Here is a 17,855-nt window from a genome sequence, read left to right as displayed (position 1 = left end):
TATCATGAAAAAATGGATTATACCAGTAATTATTATCGTTCTTATTGCAATTTGGGGATTCGGAATTAACAATACAGCTGTAGAGTTAAATGAAAATGTAAAAGAATCTTGGGGAAATGTTCAAAATTCTTACCAAAGAAGAAATGACCTTATAGGCAACTTGGTAAATACCGTAAAAGGAGCTGCCGATTTTGAAAGAGGTACCTTAACAGATGTTATTGAAGCAAGATCTAAAGCGACCCAAACAACAATTGACCCATCAAACATTACTCCAGAGCAATTAAATCAATTCAACGAAGCCCAAGGCGGACTTAGTAGTGCACTTTCAAGACTTTTGGTTACCATTGAGCGTTATCCAGATTTAAAATCTAATCAAAACTTCCTAAAGCTTCAAGATGAACTGGCAAGTACAGAAAATAGTATCCAGACTCAAAGAACCAGATACAATGAAGCCATCAAGCCATACAACACCTATGTCAATAAAGCTCCTCGATCTATCGTTGCTGGAATGCTAGGATTTGATGAAAAGCCATATTTTAATTCTGAAGCTGGCGCAGACGAACCAGTTGAAGTAGAATTTGACTTTAATAATTAATCATGTCTAAAGTAGAAGATTTTCTAACAGCAAACGAAGAGCAAGAGATTATTGAAGCCATTCGTGATGCAGAGAAAAACACCTCTGGTGAAATTAGAATCCATATCGAGAAGGAATTAAAAGTTGATGCTTTTGAGCGTGCCATGGAAGTATTTCACTTTCTCAAAATGGACAATACCAAACTACAAAATGGTGTTTTAATTTATGTAGCTGTTGATGATAAAACGTTTGTCATTTATGGTGATAAAGGCATTAACGATGTCGTCCCTCCAAATTTTTGGGACTCGACCAAAAATGTGATGCAATTCCATTTTAAAGCCAATAGATTTAAGCAAGGTCTTATTGAAGGCGTTTTAAAAGCTGGCAAACAATTAGAACAACATTTCCCTTGGGTTCATGGTGATATTAACGAATTGCCTGATGAGATTTCTAAAGGATAAAACAGTTAGCAGTATGCAATATTCAGTTGTTAGTAAAAAAAATGTAATCAAGAAGACCATTGTATTGTGTGTTCTTTTTTTATGCGCTTTTCAAACTGTATTTGCTCAATATGATATTCCTCCAATTCCAAAAGAACAAACGAGTGTTTATGATTATGCTGGATTACTTTCTTCTTCGGAAAAATCCAATCTAGAACAAAAACTCATTCGATATTCCGATACCACCTCAACACAAATCGTTGTTGCTATTATTGCTACAGCCAATGGAGAAAATATAGGGTTATTAGCACCAAAATGGGCTCAAAAATGGGGAATAGGGCAAGCTAAAGAAGACAATGGTGTATTTATTTTACTCGCTCGCAATGATCGTAAAATTTGGATCTCCCCAGGATATGGCGTTGAAGACAAATTAACCGCTGGTGTAGTTGGAGAATTGACACGAAATATCATCATCCCAGAATTCAAAAAAGGAGATTACTACCAAGGTCTCAATAAAGGCGCAGATGCCATCTTTCAAATATTAACTGGAACCTATAAAGGCACTCGAAAAACCAATAGCTCTGGAGATTTCCCGATTGGTGTATTTGTATTTATGTTTCTCATCTTTATCATTTTCATCATAGCCATTTCAAAAAACCGACGAGGTGGTGGCAATAATGGTAGTGGTGGTCGAACTAACGGAACCAGCATTTTGGATGCCATTATTTTAAGCAATATGGGACGAGGTAGCTATGGTGGAAGCAGTCGCTCTGGCGGAGGTATTTTTGGAGGAGGATCCTCTGGCGGTGGCGGTTTTGGAGGTGGCTTCGGTGGAGGTGGATTCTCTGGAGGTGGTGCTGGTGGGAGTTGGTAGTATTAAGCCTTTAGTCTTTAGTCTTTAGTCTTTAGTCTTTAGTCTTTAGTCTTTAGTCTTTAGTCTTTAGCGAAGAAATAATGGTAATTACAATAACTAGAAATGAATGAAAAAACATCTGCTCTTATTATCTTTAATTTGTTTTTGCTTTTGTTGTAAAACAGAAAATGGAATAGCGGTAGATTACTCCTTATTACCAAAAAACGAGGAACAAAAAGTTGTCTTGGATTTATCAAATCTTTTAACTAGTTCTGAAATACAATCATTATCAAGAGAAATAATCAATTATGAAAAAATATCTAGTAATGAAATTGCAATCTTAACTATTGACTCTATTGACCCTTTTACCGACATCGCTTTATATAGCAGCGCTATTGGGAATTATTGGGGAGTTGGAAAAAAGAATAAAAATAATGGTTTAGTTATTGTAATTGCTAAAAACGAAAGAAAAATCTGGCTTTCTCCAGGAGATGAAACAACAAAAATACTAACAGATTCCATTTGCCAAAAAATCATTGATCAAAATATAATTCCTGAGTTTAAAAAACAAAATTATTATTCTGGCATTAGTAAAGGTTTAGATGCTATTATTCAAAAATGGGATTAATCAATAAAAAACATACTATCAGAATCCGTATTTCCTTTTGAGCCCAAACTATTAAATTTCCAACTAAAACTTAACATAAAGTATTGTTCTAAAACGGTACTTTGTCTGTCTTCAATATAATTTTGGGTTGCTCTACGTCTTGCGTTGTTATTTTGATTAAGTAAATCATATACCTTTAAAGTCATAATCGCTTGATCTTTTAAGAACGAGTAAGCCAGCGTAGAATTCCAAAACCAAGCACTCTTTTGAAATCCTGGAGCTACATTGGGATTGTATGCAAAATCTATGTTATTGATCCACTCAAAATTCTTAGGGATATAGGTTGTAAAGTTTAAATCCAGATCATGCCTAGCAAAATTGACGTCCTCAAATGTTGGGATGTCATATGTGTTTTTTGTAAACGTCAACCTATAGCGAGGTCGTAACTCCATGACCTTATTCCATGTAAAGCGTAATCCGAGACTTGGCGTTAAAGAGGTGACTCTACTGTTATACTTCACTTCATTATTAAAATTAACATCACGGTTTAAACTTGTGGACATGCCTATATCAAATTTTATAGATCTTATAGAATCTGTTTTAACAGTTTTGCTATAGTTGATATTTCCATAGATATTATAATTTCCGTTCACATTGGCATAAGTGGTTGTTCTTTTTAATGTTTCTGGGTCAACAATAGTTCTTGATACCACATCATTATTATTTAAATTCAAGCTTAGATAACTGTAAATTCCTGTTTTTTTCTGAAAATCAAAAGCATTATAGCCCATATAAATCCTATGACTATTTGTGGGCTCCAAATTTGGATTTCCCGTAATCGTATTTAACGGGTTTGTTACATTTTGAAAGGGTTGCAATTGCGTTAGACTTGGCGGTCTATTATTTAACGAATACCCTGTGTACATAGATGCCTTTTCGCTGAAGCGATAATTAAAATAAGAGCGCAACTCCAATGCTTGAAAATCTCTCTTGATATTTAATTCTGGCCTTAAAAAGTCTTTATTTTCTAGTGTTCTAAACACGTAACGCGTCGTAAAACTGGTAGACCATTTCTCTTTACGGTACGATAATTTTAGTGTTGGCGTATTTTCTTGGTTGAGGTATTCAAAATCTGTACTCAAGTCAAAATTGAAATTATCATAAAGGTTCGTAACCTCATCACGATCAAAGGTACTTCTTAAGTTACTACGATTATCATTTCTAAACCGGTACTCAAAATCCAGAAATAATTCCTTTGCAATAATTGGTAATCTATAGGTTGCGGAAGCAGTTAACGTTCGGTTTTCATTATCGGAATCTGTAAATTGATCCCTTATAATATCGTCTTCTTCGGAATTAAAAAAATTGGTTTCCGAAGTTAAAAAATCTTCAGACTCATTGGTATTATACTCTGTATTCATCTCAAACTTTACGAATGCGCCTCTATTGCCAAAACGTTTGGTGAGGTCAATTCTCGTCCCGAAGTTTTTAGCATCATTTTGCGAGAATGAAGACGTGGTAGATTGGTTGGTCAATTCATCATCCTCATTACGGGTTTCTTCATCTTCGGAAAACGACCTATCAGACGTTGACCATTTAATCGACGGATTGATGTTGATCAAAAACGTGGAGTCCAACTCGATATCAAAACCAAGATTTGCACTATGGTTCTGGCCATCACTCAAAGATCTTGAGCGAGAATCTGAAAAGAAACGCGAGTCTGGAAGTATGTTCTCCCTTTCAATTGTAGTTTCATTTTCTGAATTGCTTCCGGAGTAAAAATAATCGGCATTAATTTCAACTTTATCACTTAAAACATCTGCATAATTTGCACCAGCATTTTGAGATGTGACGATGCCTTCACCGCTACCAAAAGATCGACCATCTATTGAAAATGAGCCATTACTGCTAATACTTCTACTATAACCGCCTCCAAACATTTTCTGGATTTCTCCAAAACTAAATCCTGGAGAATTGGTATTATTGCCTCCCGCAAGTACACTCACACGTCTATCATTATCAAAAAAATTGACCATTCCCGCAAGTTCATAACGCTCATCGGTTCCTCCTCCTGCTGAAACTCGACCAAAAACACCTTTGTTATTTTCTTCTTTTATGGTAAGATTTATGGTTTTATTTTCTTTGTCACCTTCTTCTCCCGTAAATGCTTCCGACTTTGTCTTTGTATCTGTAATCTGGATTTTCTCAATAATATCCTTGGTCAAATTACGGGTTGTAATTGTAGGATCATCACCAAAAAAAGGTTTCCCATTAACCAAAATTTTACTCACATCCTTACCATTTACAGTGATTTTTCCTGCTTCGTCAACCTCAACGCCTGGCAATTGTTTCAGCAAGTCTTCAACATTAGCATCTTTTTTGGTTTTAAAGGATTTTACATTGAATTCTAACGTGTCTTTTTTTATCGTAATTGGCGACCTGGATTTTATGACAACCTCATCCAAGGCATTACTTATTTTTAACTCTATGGTACCAATATTGATGATTTCCTTATTTATGTCAACTTGTTTCAAATAGGTTTGATAGCCCACATAATCTATGAAGAGATTGAGTTTTTCGTCATAGGTTTCTTCATTGATTTCAAAAAGTCCGTCTTTATCAGATATGGTGTAAGTCACCAAACTGCTATCCTTTACTCGCTCCAAATATACGGTTGCAGCTTCTAGCGGTTCTTTGTTGTCTTCGGAAAGTATTTTTCCTGAAATTTTGAATGATCTAGATTGCGAGAATGAAAGTGAAACACAAAGTGAAACAATGAAAAATAGAAATTTTTTCATGTGATTGGTTGATTGATTGATGATTAGTATTTTTTATACAAAAACGAATATAGTTTTGTTTTCGTATGAAATTTCTTAAAATTATTATAAAACTTGTTTTAGTTTCTCTTTTTTAAGTCAAAAATCTTGAAAAAACTATCGTTTTAGCGTAAAGTGATTTGTGAAGGTGCGACCGTCTTCTAAAGTTGCAGAAAACCAATAATCTGACGTTGGTAAAGGTTTACCATTAAACGTACCATCCCAAGCATCAAAAGGAGAGTTTAATGTGTATAGCAATTTTCCGAAGCGATCAAAAATATACACTTCTGTATTTGGCTGAAATTGCTCTGAAATGCCCTTTAACTGCCAAGTATCATTAAAAGTATCGCCATTTGGCGTAAAAAATTTGGAGTAGCCAATTACAGAAACATCCTCTGAGACAATACCACAATCGTTCTTAACATCTTTCACGTAAACTGTATAAATTCCAGCAGTAACGTTGTTAAATGTGTTTGAATTTTGATATATCCCTTCGCTATTATTTAATGCGTATTGGTACTCACCTTCTCCAGAAACCAAAATGGTTATAGAATTATTATTACTTAAATCCTCAACTATAATGTTCTCTATAGTTGCTACATTTGATGGCAAAACTTCAATTGTTTTAATTTTTGAACAACCATCTACAAAAGCAACTTCAACGGTGTATGTGCCAATTTCATTAACTTCAATATCAATAGTTGTTTCCCCTGTAGACCAGTAATAGTAGTAATTGTTTGGAATATCTCCCATTACACCTCCACTCAATGTTATGGTCTGCGGAAAATCATTTAAACAATACAAAACCGTCTCTTCACTTAAAATATTGGGCACACTATTTACAGTTAGCTCAACTTGCGTGATGGCAAAACAAGAACCATCTTGGGTTTCTACACGCGCATAGATAGTCTGGCTATATGGTACTGTATTAGTAAATGATATTGGAAGGGAATTCATCTCCAAACCTGCATCTTCATAAGTTTCATAAAACTCAATTGTTGAATCTGCTGGTACACTTTCTAAAATCTCCTCACTTGCCAATGATAAATCAAAAGGCACTATTCCTGTTTGCGCTGGCGTATCGCACGCTTCAAGGTTTACTGGATTTATTACGTTAGAGTTTACGCTAATTATAACTTCGGAAATTGAAGTGCATCCCGAACTCGTATCTACCACTTCTGCATATACCGTTTGTGGATTGCTTGTATTGGTAAACAAATCTCCCGAAATCTCTGAAGTTAGATTTATATCCTCATAAAAGACAACCGCTCTATTTGCTGTAATCCCGTTAGTGATTTCTTCAAAATAAAGAGATAAGCTAAAATCTGTAAAGCCATCATTAATCTCATCATCACATTGCACTATGTTGAGATCTATAGCCTCTGGACTTTCTAAAACATCAACTGCAAAAGGAATTCTAATACCACCATTACAACCATCAAACAATGGCAAGATCCAAAATGTTGTGTCTGCATCAAGTTGAACCTCATAGGTTGGTTCAGAATTTAAAACCGTTGTTGAAGAAGGTGTTTCATACCACAATACGGTTGGTGTATTTGAATTTACATTTAATGTTGAGATCCCATCTGAGCACCCAACACTTGCCTCTAAGCTAAGCTTAGGTGTTATAATAGTTGTACTGGCAGAAAGGTTAATTTCTGGATCTCCAGGCATACCACCAAATTCTACCAAATAGCCTTTAGGATAATATGGATCAGAAGGTGAACCATCGCCAGCATTAGGGAGATCATTCCAAGAGCCAATATTACCAACTGAAGGATCTGTAATATGGGCATAGTCCTCATTGCCACCAATATTATTGGGTTCACCAGTATTCCAGTTTGAGTATTCTCCTCCAGGTGCGCTTCCTGTAACTTCTCCAATCCAAAATGTTTGTCCATTTTCCGGTCCGGTTACCCATTTCCAGGTACCTTCGGTTTCTGCATCATTGGCACCTATCCATCCTAAACCAGGACTTTGTTCTCCTGCAAATTGCGATTCTTCTTCGCTGGTTATGGTTACGAGATAGCCTTGAATTCCGAAGTAAAATGTATTCTCTGCTTGGGTTCTCGCGGTCGTCCATGTTATTCCCGGACTTGAGACATAAACATAATAATGTCCCGTAGATGGCAAAAAATTAGCATCACCAAGATTTATAGAAAATGATTTGTCCTGTGTAAAATTGCTTTGTGTAGTTTGATATAATACGTCACTAATGGCGTTTTCAAACTCGGTAAAACTCGCTGGTCCCTGAAGCTCTAATTTACCTTCTGGTACATTCCACGTACTAGTAATATTTGGATGCGTTCCTGTTAATACCAAAAGATCTTCAGTACTTACATATCCTTCGGAAATTTGCAAAAACACATTATCCAAGCTTATATCACCAGCATCTGGATCTGTGATTGAAACACTTGTAACGACGTTCATTGGTGAACTTCCGCAGAATTCCTGATTTCCTTCTGCAACAATTGTTGGCGGACTGTTTTGTGCGATACTATTTTCAGAAAAACTGAAAATTAATAACAAAACAAGCAACCAACGACTTCTCATAAACTATAACTATTATTTTTTACGCATATAAACGCTAATAGGAACGCCTTTGAAATCAAAAAGTTCTCTCAAATTATTCTCTAAAAAACGTTTGTAAGGTTCTCTTACATATTGTGGTAAGTTACAAAAGAAAGCAAACTGTGGTTGAGGTGTTGGTAATTGCATGATGTATTTAATCTTCACAAATTTACCTTTATATGCTGGTGGAGGATAGTTTTCAATAACTGGTAATAAGACCTCGTTGAGTTTACTGGTCTTTATTTTCTTGGTTCTATTATTGTAAACCTCAACAGCTGTTTCAATAGCTTTATAAATTCTTTGTTTGTTCAAAACCGAAATAAATACAATTGGCACATCTGTAAAAGGCTCCATTTCCTGTCTAATCTCCCGCTCAAACGCTTTCATGGTTTGCGTTTCTTTTTCAACTAAATCCCATTTATTGACAAGTACAACAATACCTTTACGATTGCGTTGCGCTAACCAAAAAATGTTTTGGACTTGACCGTCAAATCCACGTGTTGCATCTAAAACAATTAAACATACATCACAATGCTCAATAGCTCTAACACTACGCATCACTGAGTAAAATTCAAGATCTTCTTTTACTTTAGATTTTTTTCTGATTCCTGCAGTATCGATCAAATTAAATTCAAAACCAAAGCGATTGTATTTTGTATCTATAGAGTCTCTTGTAGTGCCTGCAATATCTGTAACAATGTAACGCTCTTCTCCTATTAATGCATTAATAAAAGATGATTTTCCTGCATTTGGTCTCCCAACTACAGCAAATCTTGGAAGTTCATCTTTTTCTTGTTCCTCTTCTATTTCTGGTAAAGCTTCTACCAATGCATCTAAAAGATCACCTGTTCCACTTCCATTAATACTAGCTATTGTATAGTATTCTCCCAGGCCTAATGAGTAGAATTCTACAGCATCTTCTGCACGTTTGTTATTATCTACTTTATTGACAGCAAGAAAAACAGGTTTGCTAACCTTGCGTAGTAATTTTGCAACATCTTCATCCATTCCTGTAACACCAGCCTCTACATCTACCATAAAAATGATGGCATCTGCCTCATCGATAGCAAGTTCGACTTGTTTATCAATTTGAGCCTCAAAGATATCATCACTTCCTTTGACGTAACCGCCAGTGTCTATGAGCGAAAACTCTTTCCCGTTCCAATCACTTTTTCCGTAGTGCCTATCTCTTGTTACGCCACTTACTGCATCAACAATAGCTTCTCTACGTTGGATTAATCGATTAAAAAAAGTAGATTTCCCAACATTTGGACGACCTACTATTGCTACTATACTTCCCATAACTTGTTTGTTTTATCTGCATTACATATCCTGTAAGCGATTGCAAAGGTACTCTTAATTTATATAAATTAGTACATATTACTTTTGGTTGTAACCAAAACGCTTTAATTGTCTTTGGTCACTCCTCCAATTTTTATTCACTTTTACGTATAATTCTAGATGAACTTGTTTTCCAAAGAATTTCTCCAAATCCTTACGAGCTTCGACACCAACACGTTTTAACGCGCTTCCCTTATGGCCTATGATAATTCCTTTTTGGGTTTCTCGCTCTACCATTATTATGGAACGCATTCTTATAATCGTGTCTTCTTCAAAAAACTCTTCGGTATCAATTTCTACTGCATAGGGAATCTCTTTTTTATAATGCATCAAGATTTTCTCTCTAATGATTTCATTAACGAAGAAACGCTCTGGTTTATCGGTTAGCTGGTCTTTTGGATAAAAAGGAGGAGATTCTGGCAATAATTCTACAATGCGACCAAAAACTTCTTTAACATTAAAGCCTTCTAATGCGGAAATTGGAAAAATCTCAGCATTTGGCACTTTGCTTGACCATAAAGCTACTTGGGATTCTAGTTGCTCTTGATCTGATTTATCAATTTTATTCAGAAGTAATAACACCGGTATTTTAGAACTTGTGATTTTTTTAAAAAAAGCCTCGTCCTTTAATTCCTGTTCACCTATCTCAACCATATAGATCAAAACATCTGCATCATCAAAAGCAGATTTCACGAAATCCATCATAGATTCCTGAAGCTCATAAGCTGGTTTTATGATCCCTGGAGTATCACTTAAAATCATCTGGAAATCCGCACCATTTACAATTCCTAAAATACGATGTCTGGTCGTTTGCGCTTTTGATGTGATTATGGATAATTTCTCACCAATAAACGTATTCATTAGCGTTGATTTACCAACATTTGGGTTTCCGATAATATTTACAAAACCTGCTTTGTGCATAATTGTTTATTTTTTACAAAGATATAGTTATTAATTATAGTGATTTATTATCAAAGCTACTATTTGCCCTCCTTTTCCTTTAGATCTTCAATTTTGTTTTTATGTGTATGGGAATCGTGATGGTACTTTATAGAATATTGTCGCGTAAATTCTGCTCCAAAAAAGAAAATAAGACAGGAATAAGAGACCCACAATAAGATCAATACAATACTTCCTGCTGCGCCATAAGTAGAGGCAGGATTAGATTTTCCGAAGTAAAGGCCTAAAAGAGATTCCCCCAAAACAAACAATATTGCAGTTAAAATTGCACCGATCCAAACCGTTTTCCATCGCACTTTTGTGTCTGGCATATAGCGAAACATGAGCGCGAACAAGGTGGAAATAATCCCAATGGAAACTAAAAAGTTCACTAAATATATGAGGTATAATACCACGTCTGGAAATGATTTTTGAATATAATCTGTCAAGGCAGAAATAATTGTTGTGAGCACAAAACTAATAAGCAACAAAAAACCGATCACCAATATAAATGCAAAACTCTTTGCCCGATCTGTCAATATCTTTTTAAAACTGAATTTAGAGATCGACTCCACTTTCCAGATTTTGTTCAAAGAGATTTGAATTTGGTAGAACACACCTGTTGCACCAAACAAAATGGTTGCAATACCTATAATGGTTGAGATTAAATTACTTTCGGTATCGAGGGTTTGGGTAATCATGGTTCTAATCGTTTCCGCAGATTCACTACCAAGAATAGAGGACAATTTACCTGTTAAACGTCCCTGCACAATGTCTCTTCCCCAAATTCTACCAACCACATTTATAATGATCACCAACAATCCAGGTAAGGATAGCACAGCATAATAGGCAACTACAGCACTCATTCTCCAGGGATCATTAGCATCCCAAGATTTATAAGTGTTTAAAAGCAATTTTGGTAAATCTTTAATTTTTAAGCTCAACTTTCCCATTTTTATAATTTCACAAGTTTACGTCAATAAAAACAATGATTTTTGCTCATAGTCTATTCTTTTTATTCCATTTGACTCAGTAATAGGTAATTTATTTTTCTTCGGAAAATCAAGATCGAGGTTTATCAATCCCTCTATCATACATCACGATACTTCCTGCTACGGAAACATTAAGACTCAACACCGATTTAAATTTTATCAAAAAATGGCTTTTTTCTATCGCTTGTTTAGAAAGCCCATGATCTTCGGCTCCCAACAAATAGACTCATCGTCTTGGATGGTTAAAGGTTTCTAGATCTTCTGCTTCTTCTGTGAGTTCAACGCCAACAATTCTAGCTCCTTTTGGTAGATTATTATGAAAATCCTCAAACGTATCATAATGAAAATAAGGCATTGACTTTACTGCATTGTGAGTATCACTGGCTTGTTTTGCATATCTATTACCAATAGTGAAAATAAAACTTGCGCCAAGGTTTTGTGCAGATCTCCAAAGCACGCCAAGGTTTTCTGGGGTTTTTCCGTTTTGAATACCTATTCCGAAGAACTCATTTTCGAAGTTATCTATCATATAACAAAAATAATAAATTGTAAGTTTTAATCCCGATGTGTACTGACTGCAATTGATAAATGTGCGATACTGATTTTGAAAATTAATGATACAGTCATAAAATAATCTTTTTGTGGCAATACTCCTGCTTCAATTTTAAGACATTAGATGAATCAACATTTTATGTTGAAAAATGAATTCAATTACAGTTTAAATATTTCAGAATTATGGCTAAAAATAACAGTTCCAAAGATCAAAAAAGCAAGGATTTAAAGCAATTTGAAAAAGATGCAGAAGGCAAGGTAATGACAACCAATCAAGGTCTTAAAGTCAATGATACCAATAATTCCCTCAAAGCAGGAGAAAGAGGTTCTACGCTTTTAGAGGATTTTCTTTTACGAGAAAAAATTACTCATTTTGACCATGAGCGCATTCCTGAACGAATTGTTCATGCAAGAGGTAGCGCAGCACATGGTTATTTTGAGCTCACTAAAAATATCAAGAAATACAGTAAAGCAGGAATTTTCACAGACACCGATAGAAAGACTCCGGTATTTGTTCGTTTCTCAACGGTTGCAGGATCTAAAGGATCTCCAGATTTAGCGCGTGATGTTCGTGGATTTGCAGTAAAATTCTATACACAAGAAGGCACTTGGGATTTGGTAGGTAATAATATGCCTATCTTTTTTATTCAAGATGCAATGAAGTTTCCAGATTTAATTCATTCGGTAAAACCAGAACCAAATAATGAAATACCACAGGCAGCATCTGCTCATGACACTTTTTATGATTTTGTGTCGCATTCTACCGAAACGCTTCACAATCACATCTGGGCCATGAGTGATAGAGCGATACCTAGAAGTTTACGTATGATGGAAGGTTTTGGTATTCATACCTTTAGACTTATCAATGATAAAAATGAGTCTCATTTTGTAAAATTCCATTGGAAACCAAAATTAGGTGTACACTCTGTTACGTGGGACGAGGCTGTAAAAATCAATGGTGCTGATGCAGATTTTCACAGACGTGATCTATGGGATGCTATTGAAGCTGGCCAATATCCTGAATGGGAATTGGGAATTCAAGTTGTAGCCGATAAAGATGAGCACAAATTTGATTTTGACCTCTTAGATCCAACCAAGCTAATACCTGAAGAAATGGTACCTGTTGAAATCATTGGCAGAATGGTATTGAATAGAAATCCAGAAAATTTCTTTGCAGAAACCGAACAAGTCGCATTTTTGCCAGGACATATTATACCAGGAATTGATTTCACAAATGACCCATTACTACAAGGAAGACTATTTTCTTATAGAGATACCCAATTATCTAGACTAGGCAGTCCAAATTTTCACCAAATACCAATAAATAGACCAATTGGTGAAGTTCATAACAACCAAAGAGATGGCCATATGCAAATGGATATCCCAAAAGGTCAAACCGCTTATTTCCCAAATACTCTAGGTGCTGGTTGTCCGCATCTGGCAAAAATGAGTGAAGGTGGTTTTCACTCTTACGAAGAGCGTATAGATGCGAAAAAAGTAAGAACAAGAAGTGAGAGTTTTAGTGATCACTTTTCTCAACCTGCGTTTTTTTACAGAAGCTTAGCAGATTGGGAAAAAGCCCATGTTGCAGACGCTTATACTTTTGAATTAGGAAAATGCAAACAAACGTATATTAAAGAACGTATGCTTTATTTGATTGCTGAAATTGATAAAGATCTTGCTAAAAAGGTAGGTAAAGGTTTAGGAATGGAGATACCAAAATCTATTGAAAAACCAGTCAATCAAGCAATTGGTGCAGATGCCGATGTAAAAAAACACCAGCCACCAAAAAAGAAAAATTACTTAGATACCGATCCAGCTCTAAGTCAGGCCAACACAAAATTTGAAAGTATTGCCACGCGACAAATTGCTGTATTAGTAGCAGATGGTTTTTCAATGAGTAATTTTAAGTCTATGAAAAAAGCCTTAGAAAAAGAAAATGCCATGGTGAAAATAATAGCTCCTCATGGTGGCAAAATCAAATGTGATGAACATATGGAACACGATGTGGACGCTGCAATTATGACCACGGAGAGTGTTTTATTTGACGCCATTTACATACCTGGTGGCAAAAAATCCATAACAACCTTGTTAGAGGAATCAAAGTACAAGAAATTTATCAATGAAGCTTTTAAACATTGCAAAGCAATTGCAGCGGATAAAGAAGGTGAAGATTTAATTAATGAAACTTTTGTTGCAAATTACAAGGATGACAAAGCGATTTTAATTAATGAAAAACCGCAAAGTTTTATAGATGCAATTGCCAAACATCGAAATTGGGAGCGTATGGATATAGCAGCTAAAGTACCTGCTTAAAACCTAAATTTATAACAAGAAAAATATAATCGTTTTAGTGAAATAAATATTCTTAGGAATTTGAATATTTATGTTACTAAAACGATTTTATATTAAACCTGGTTTTTAGTATTACTTATAATCTTTTATTATGAAAAAGTTAATTACATAATCAACAAAACACTTTCTTAAAGAAGGCCCTACCGCTTTACAGCAAAGTTTAGCACTAATCCAAGAAGAATTAAAAAGATTGCCAGCAAGCTTATTAAAGTGTAAGTTTCATTGAGCCAAATGACGCCAATTATCATGGTGAAAATAACTTCAATATATTTTAATGGTGCCACTTGATTCACCTCAGCAATTTGAAAAGCTTTTGTCATATAATATTGTCCGAAATACCCAAAAACACCCAAACTGAAAAGCACTACCCATTCCATACCAATAGGAGTCATCCATTCTGAAATGGCTAGAATACCTCCAAAAAATGTAGCAATAACCATGAAATAATTCACGATTACTATGGGATGGTCACTGTTTCCTATTTTTCGAATAATTATAAAAACCAATCCAGTAAAAAAAGCTGATAGAATTGCGTAAAATAGTCCAATACCATCAAGATTTACATCAAAACCCTTTAGAATAAGTACACCAGAAAAGGCGATCGCAAAGCATAGCCATTGCAAATATTTAATTTTCTCCTTTAATAAAACCAGTGCAAATAGTGCTGCAAAAATTGGAGAGACATAACGTATCGAGACTGCAGATCCCATTGAAAGATGTTTTAAAGAAGCGAAAAACAAGGACATTGCCACGAAGCCAACAATACCTCTAAAAAGAAGTAAATTTTTCTTTTTACCGAGCATTGGTATTTTATTTCGCAACAAAAATGGGATGGTAAAAAACAAAGACCCTAAAGATCTAAAAAACACAATTTGATAAACATTAAACTGATTTAAGTTTTTTACAAATACATTTAAAAGGGCAAAAGCAAAAGCACTTATAACCATCAAAATTATAGCCTTTTTGAACATATTGACAGTACAAGTTTTTATTTAATTTATTCGCCTTAGCAATTTATTAAAGCTCAATATACTATCTTTTTTTAATTGATCTTGTGGAAGACTATCATCAATTTTTATAAATTCAATAGGCGTTGTGCTATTGTTTTCTTCGGAAAAATTAACCAAGGGAATATTATTAGTGATTAAAATAGTACCATCAAAGCTACCGTCTTTACTTTGGTTTATAGATTCTCTTTCCTTAGACACATCCATCAACGTTTGAAATAAAACTATTCTATAACCTTGAGCATATGCAATTTTTTGAATATTGTACAAATGAGAGCTACAAAAAAAGGTATTCACTTGAGGTACTATAACAGCAATCACTTTAGTTTTCTTTTTTCTTAGCGCAACTGCAAAATTATTTGGTATATAGTTATACTTGTTAGCTATATTCTTAATCAGTTGTCTTGTTTCTATATTAATATCAGACTTATCATTTAAAGCCTTAGAAACTGTAGAAACAGAATAACCTGATACGCGAGAAATTTCTTTTAAAGTGATTGCTGGCACAGTTTTTTATTGTTTTCTAATATCTTTTATGATTGCTAATGCTGCTTTAGTATCTGATTCGATTTTAGCTAAATCATAATTACCATCTGCATTTTTATTAATGAGTTTTGACCCCATTCCTACACAAGTTACGCCTGCATTAAACCAACCTTCTAAATTTTCCTTTGTTGGAGACACACCACCTGTTGGCATAATACTCGTCCAAGGTTGAGGCCCTCTAATTGCCTTCACAAAATCTGGCCCATAAATACCTCCTGGAAATAACTTTACAACTTCACATCCTAATTCTTCAGCACGACAAATTTCAGTAAGAGATCCGCAACCTGGTGACCACATTACTTTTCGTCTATTACAAACAATTGCAATATCTTCCCTTAACACCGGTGTTACGATAAAATTGGCGCCTAAAGCCATAAAACGTGAAGCAGATGCAGCATCTGTTACAGAACCTACACCCATAATCATTCCTGGCATATTTTTTAGTACGTACTTATTAAGTTCTCCAAAAACCTCGTGTGCGAAATCTCCTCTTGCTGTAAATTCTAATAATCTTGCACCACCATCGTAGGTTGCCTGGATTACTTTTTTACTTATTTCTAAATCTGAATTATAAAACAAGGGTACTAAACCCGTTTGTTTCATAACATTTGCTACTTCTATTCTTGAATAATTTGCCATTTTATTTTTTTATTTAATTGATTTCTTAAAATCACAACAGTTAAATTTTAACTTTAAATACTAACTTTTTTATTTCATTATTTCCAATCATTGGTGCGTGGACATCTTCCGGATAAAAAATCGCAAATTGATTGTTTGTCAATTGAAAAAATATATCAGGTTTATCATTAAAAAACCTTCTGTCCCTATCTGTGTCATAGTCCCCATTTGGGATACTACATTTTTCTCTTGGCTTCCATGCTATTGTTTCTAAACCACTTGCACAAATTTGGATATCAATATATTCATCATGACATTCAAACTTTTTCAAACTGTCCTCTTCGGTCATTCCTGTGCCAGTGTTTACTATGAGTTTTAACCCTTCGGTTATGTCATATTTTCCATCTTCAAGCTGTGTTAAATCTTTTTGATCTATATAATCGAATGCCTTTTTAAATAGGGGATTTAAAACCTTGTACCTATCTACATTGCTGAGCGTATCTATAACCATGACTAATTATCTTGCTACACGTCCAGACGCATCTCCACCCATTAGTTTTTCTACTTCGGAAACCGTAACTAAATTAGCATCACCTTTGATAGTATGTTTTAAACAAGAGGCTGCAACAGCAAAATCTAATGCGTTTTGATCATCTTCTGGATATTTTAATAATCCGTAGATCAATCCACCCATGAACGAATCTCCTCCACCAACACGATCAACAATATCTGTAATTTGATATTGTCGTGTCTCGTACATTTTTTTACCATCGTATAGAACTCCAGCCCAAGTATTGTGGGAGGCAGAGATAGAACCCCTTAAGGTTGTAATCACTTTCTTGGCTCTCGGAAATTTTTCCATCATTTGCTTACAAACAGATAGAAATGCTTCTGCCTTAACATCGTGCCCATGTTTATGAACGTCTAATCCTTCTGGGTGAATACCAAAATGTTTTTCTGCATCTTCTTCATTGCCTAAAACAACATCGCAATATGATGTTAACTCTGTCATTATTTTTTCTCTGTGCTTATCATCACAGAACGTCCAAAGTTTAGCTCTATAATTTAAATCTGTAGAAATGGTAACTCCCATTTCACTCGCTACCTTTACAGCTTCTAAACAAGCATCTGCTGCACCTTGAGAGATGGCAGGAGTAATTCCCGTCCAATGAAACCAAGCCACATCTTTAAATACCGATTTCCAATCGATCATCCCTGGTTTGATTTCAGAAATAGCAGAATGTGCCCTATCATATACCACTTTACTTCCTCTACTTACAGCTCCAGTTTCTAAAAAATAAATCCCTAAACGATCTCCACCATATATTATTTTATCTACACCTACACCTCTTTTAAGCATTTCCATCATGGCACATTCTCCAATATCATTTTTTGGCAAACGCGTCACGAAATCCACAGGCACACCATAATTGGCTAATGATACTGCTACGTTGGATTCTCCTCCTCCATAAACAACGTCAAATGACGAGGCCTGTGAAAATCTTAAAAATTGTTGTGGAGCTAATCTTAACATGATTTCTCCAAAAGTTACTACTTTTTTCATTGTATGTTTTATTTAATTAGTGTTTGGTTAAACGATTAAGCAGATTTTAAAAAAGAAAATCAAAACAGTGTTATTTTGAT

General features: G+C 34.8%; 15 protein-coding genes and 1 pseudogene. 5 read left to right on the top strand and 11 right to left on the bottom strand.

The features are described 5' to 3' along the window. Positions 1–4: 4 nt before the first annotated feature. The 4 genes from GQ40_RS00990 to GQ40_RS00975 all read left to right on the top strand — a co-directional run bounded on the left by GQ40_RS00990 (position 5) and on the right by GQ40_RS00975 (position 2,495). Entirely contained in the window at positions 5–595 is a 591-nt protein-coding gene (locus GQ40_RS00990; protein ID WP_047544946.1) for a LemA family protein, read from the top strand. A gap of 2 nt (positions 596–597) precedes the next feature. After that, positions 598–1,035 (top strand): TPM domain-containing protein, encoded by a 438-nt coding sequence (locus GQ40_RS00985; RefSeq protein WP_047544944.1) that lies wholly within the window; start codon positions 598–600, stop codon positions 1,033–1,035. A gap of 13 nt (positions 1,036–1,048) precedes the next feature. Beyond that, on the top strand, positions 1,049–1,888 hold the full coding sequence (locus GQ40_RS00980) for a TPM domain-containing protein (RefSeq protein WP_047551237.1): 840 nt from the start codon (positions 1,049–1,051) through the stop codon (positions 1,886–1,888). A gap of 106 nt (positions 1,889–1,994) precedes the next feature. Further along, positions 1,995–2,495, top strand: a complete 501-nt coding sequence (locus GQ40_RS00975; protein ID WP_052184101.1) for a TPM domain-containing protein — start codon at positions 1,995–1,997, stop codon at positions 2,493–2,495. Here the strand turns inward: GQ40_RS00975 and GQ40_RS00970 are convergent. From GQ40_RS00970 to GQ40_RS00945, 6 genes and pseudogenes are all read right to left on the bottom strand, one after another. After that, complete coding sequence (locus tag GQ40_RS00970; RefSeq protein WP_047544942.1) at positions 2,492–5,272, bottom strand: outer membrane beta-barrel protein; 2,781 nt, start codon at positions 5,270–5,272, stop codon at positions 2,492–2,494. The genes GQ40_RS00975 and GQ40_RS00970 overlap by 4 nt on opposite strands. Positions 5,273–5,407: 135 nt before the next feature. Beyond that, positions 5,408–7,843, bottom strand: coding sequence for a T9SS type B sorting domain-containing protein (locus tag GQ40_RS00965; protein WP_047544941.1), 2,436 nt, complete (start codon positions 7,841–7,843; stop codon positions 5,408–5,410). Between the two features lie 12 nt (positions 7,844–7,855). Continuing rightward, positions 7,856–9,163, bottom strand: coding sequence for a ribosome biogenesis GTPase Der (gene der / locus GQ40_RS00960; protein WP_047544939.1), 1,308 nt, complete (start codon positions 9,161–9,163; stop codon positions 7,856–7,858). Positions 9,164–9,241: 78 nt separating this feature from the next. Further along, the gene (gene era / locus GQ40_RS00955) at positions 9,242–10,126 is read right to left on the bottom strand and encodes a GTPase Era (RefSeq protein WP_197052696.1); all 885 of its coding nucleotides are present in this window, start codon (positions 10,124–10,126) and stop codon (positions 9,242–9,244) included. 56 nt (positions 10,127–10,182) lie between these two features. Next, positions 10,183–11,094: a YihY/virulence factor BrkB family protein gene (locus GQ40_RS00950; RefSeq protein WP_047544935.1), complete on the bottom strand. Its 912-nt coding sequence runs from the start codon at positions 11,092–11,094 to the stop codon at positions 10,183–10,185. Positions 11,095–11,203: 109 nt separating this feature from the next. Further along, positions 11,204–11,662 (bottom strand): annotated as a pseudogene (locus tag GQ40_RS00945) (RNA methyltransferase). Between the two features lie 206 nt (positions 11,663–11,868). On the opposite strand from GQ40_RS00945, the gene GQ40_RS00940 reads away from it, so the two are divergent. Beyond that, the gene (locus tag GQ40_RS00940) at positions 11,869–14,001 is read left to right on the top strand and encodes a catalase (protein WP_047544933.1); all 2,133 of its coding nucleotides are present in this window, start codon (positions 11,869–11,871) and stop codon (positions 13,999–14,001) included. 179 nt (positions 14,002–14,180) lie between these two features. Here GQ40_RS00940 and GQ40_RS00935 read toward each other — a convergent pair whose 3' ends face one another. The 5 genes from GQ40_RS00935 to GQ40_RS00915 are packed head-to-tail and all read right to left on the bottom strand — an operon-like array spanning position 14,181 to position 17,775. Beyond that, the gene (locus GQ40_RS00935) at positions 14,181–15,011 is read right to left on the bottom strand and encodes a DMT family transporter (protein ID WP_231565525.1); all 831 of its coding nucleotides are present in this window, start codon (positions 15,009–15,011) and stop codon (positions 14,181–14,183) included. 21 nt (positions 15,012–15,032) lie between these two features. After that, a complete protein-coding gene (locus tag GQ40_RS00930; RefSeq protein WP_047544931.1) occupies positions 15,033–15,554 on the bottom strand; it encodes a LacI family DNA-binding transcriptional regulator in 522 nt (173 codons plus the stop codon). 6 nt (positions 15,555–15,560) lie between these two features. Beyond that, positions 15,561–16,232, bottom strand: coding sequence for a bifunctional 4-hydroxy-2-oxoglutarate aldolase/2-dehydro-3-deoxy-phosphogluconate aldolase (locus tag GQ40_RS00925; protein ID WP_047544929.1), 672 nt, complete (start codon positions 16,230–16,232; stop codon positions 15,561–15,563). A gap of 40 nt (positions 16,233–16,272) precedes the next feature. Beyond that, positions 16,273–16,722, bottom strand: a complete 450-nt coding sequence (locus GQ40_RS00920) for a YhcH/YjgK/YiaL family protein (protein WP_047544927.1) — start codon at positions 16,720–16,722, stop codon at positions 16,273–16,275. A gap of 6 nt (positions 16,723–16,728) precedes the next feature. After that, positions 16,729–17,775: a sugar kinase gene (locus tag GQ40_RS00915; RefSeq protein WP_047544925.1), complete on the bottom strand. Its 1,047-nt coding sequence runs from the start codon at positions 17,773–17,775 to the stop codon at positions 16,729–16,731. Positions 17,776–17,855 lie beyond the last annotated feature (80 nt).

The sequence above is a fragment of the Psychroserpens sp. Hel_I_66 genome, from assembly GCF_000799465.1.
Classification (GTDB): domain Bacteria; phylum Bacteroidota; class Bacteroidia; order Flavobacteriales; family Flavobacteriaceae; genus Psychroserpens.
This window is presented reverse-complemented; position numbering and strand designations above follow the sequence as displayed.

What these genes read in the sequence shown, in the direction of transcription:
- GQ40_RS00990 (WP_047544946.1), top strand. Translation starts at nt 5, where the DNA reads ATGAAAAAATGGATTATACCAGTAATTATTATCGTTCTTATTGCAATT.
- GQ40_RS00985 (WP_047544944.1), top strand. Translation starts at nt 598, where the DNA reads ATGTCTAAAGTAGAAGATTTTCTAACAGCAAACGAAGAGCAAGAGATT.
- GQ40_RS00980 (WP_047551237.1), top strand. Translation starts at nt 1,049, where the DNA reads ATGCAATATTCAGTTGTTAGTAAAAAAAATGTAATCAAGAAGACCATT.
- GQ40_RS00975 (WP_052184101.1), top strand. Translation starts at nt 1,995, where the DNA reads ATGAAAAAACATCTGCTCTTATTATCTTTAATTTGTTTTTGCTTTTGT.
- GQ40_RS00970 (WP_047544942.1), bottom strand. Translation starts at nt 5,272, where the DNA reads ATGAAAAAATTTCTATTTTTCATTGTTTCACTTTGTGTTTCACTTTCA.
- GQ40_RS00965 (WP_047544941.1), bottom strand. Translation starts at nt 7,843, where the DNA reads ATGAGAAGTCGTTGGTTGCTTGTTTTGTTATTAATTTTCAGTTTTTCT.
- der (WP_047544939.1), bottom strand. Translation starts at nt 9,163, where the DNA reads ATGGGAAGTATAGTAGCAATAGTAGGTCGTCCAAATGTTGGGAAATCT.
- GQ40_RS00950 (WP_047544935.1), bottom strand. Translation starts at nt 11,094, where the DNA reads ATGGGAAAGTTGAGCTTAAAAATTAAAGATTTACCAAAATTGCTTTTA.
- GQ40_RS00940 (WP_047544933.1), top strand. Translation starts at nt 11,869, where the DNA reads ATGGCTAAAAATAACAGTTCCAAAGATCAAAAAAGCAAGGATTTAAAG.
- GQ40_RS00935 (WP_231565525.1), bottom strand. Translation starts at nt 15,011, where the DNA reads ATGTTCAAAAAGGCTATAATTTTGATGGTTATAAGTGCTTTTGCTTTT.
- GQ40_RS00925 (WP_047544929.1), bottom strand. Translation starts at nt 16,232, where the DNA reads ATGGCAAATTATTCAAGAATAGAAGTAGCAAATGTTATGAAACAAACG.
- GQ40_RS00920 (WP_047544927.1), bottom strand. Translation starts at nt 16,722, where the DNA reads ATGGTTATAGATACGCTCAGCAATGTAGATAGGTACAAGGTTTTAAAT.
- GQ40_RS00915 (WP_047544925.1), bottom strand. Translation starts at nt 17,775, where the DNA reads ATGAAAAAAGTAGTAACTTTTGGAGAAATCATGTTAAGATTAGCTCCA.